This window comes from Helicobacter rappini, from assembly GCF_900198625.1.
In the GTDB taxonomy this organism is placed as follows: domain Bacteria; phylum Campylobacterota; class Campylobacteria; order Campylobacterales; family Helicobacteraceae; genus Helicobacter_A; species Helicobacter_A rappini.
On sequence record NZ_FZPK01000064.1, the window covers coordinates 1 to 1,239 of the forward strand.

The 1,239-nt window shown below is 30.9% G+C and carries 2 protein-coding genes; both read right to left on the bottom strand.

The features are described from left to right. Window positions 1–159: 159 nt before the first annotated feature. Window positions 160–591 (bottom strand): hypothetical protein, encoded by a 432-nt coding sequence (locus C6H17_RS11015; RefSeq protein WP_005219209.1) that lies wholly within the window; start codon window positions 589–591, stop codon window positions 160–162. Then, window positions 588–1,239, bottom strand: a 652-nt coding sequence (locus tag C6H17_RS11020; RefSeq protein WP_104731445.1) for a M23 family metallopeptidase, incomplete at its 5' end; no start/stop codon positions are given. The genes C6H17_RS11020 and C6H17_RS11015, both read right to left, overlap by 4 nt.

The window sequence follows — 1,239 nt, forward strand, 5'->3', positions numbered from 1 at the left end:
ACTACCTCAATATCACTCAAATCCTCTTCCTCCTCATACCCCACCTCTAGCTTTACTCCATCCACATTATACACTTGTCGATGCTCCAGCATAAACTTGCTAACTCATAGAAACTATCGTTGAGTAAATGCTTATCATCAAAAAATGGTTAAAAACAAATTAAATATAATTTTCAGTTATGACCTCTATGCCATATTTTGTTTTTTTATAAGTTTTTTCATAAATACTTTCATCAACACTACATAATTGATATATTAATTTTATTTCATTTTCATTCATTTTTTCTATAGTCAAGCTACATTTTGAAAACTCATACTTTTTTTGCCCATTGAACAAATTAAGTTGCAGCATAGCTTGATAAGCTATAGATTTACCAAGAGAATATTTTTTATTTTCTTCTACTTCTCTTTTTATATCATAGTGCAATGCCTCTTTTATATTTTTTGCATTTTTTATAAGACATTTTTCTCTATTGCATTCATAGTCATCGTCACAAGTTGCGCTTTTACTGCATTCTATTTCTATGTTGTTTGCATATAATTGCATACAACAGCAAAATGCAATACCAATAATTAATGCCAATTTTTTCATTTATTACCTCCAAAAGTATTTTTATAACCCTCTTGTAGAATCTCTAAAGGGTCAGCTATATCATTTCTTCTTTGAAATGGTAGTTTGCTGTAATCTGTTAGTTTTCCAATGACATTAGTATCATTACCATTTGTAAAGTATTCAAAATGAAGCATCATGACTTGTTTATTAGGAATGATATTTGGGTGTATCTTGGGTTTTCCTTTCAACATCAAACCAGCATAACCAATCACTTGCCCTTGTTTCACCTTATCTCCTATATTAACCAAGATTCTACTACTATCTAGTTCTCCATATCTTACAATAAATTTGCCATATTTAGAAGTTTCATGCAGAATTGTAACTTGTTTGGTGTCAAGATAAAACTCTCCTTCGTCTAAAACCTCTCCATCAGCAATTGCGACAATTTCTACATTAGATTTTGGGTTTTTAATATTTCTTTCAAAGAAATCTGTATATAAATCCCTTGCTGCATGTTTTCTTGCCCCGCCATTTCTATTTCGTCCATAAATAGTTTGGGTTGCATTTGTATCGGTTGGGTTTTTAATACTCCAATCATAAAGCAATCCTTTGTCATTCAATGGCTTTACTTTAAGCGGGAATATAATTTCATTGTTTCTTCCATGCTCCACCTCTAGCTTTATTCTA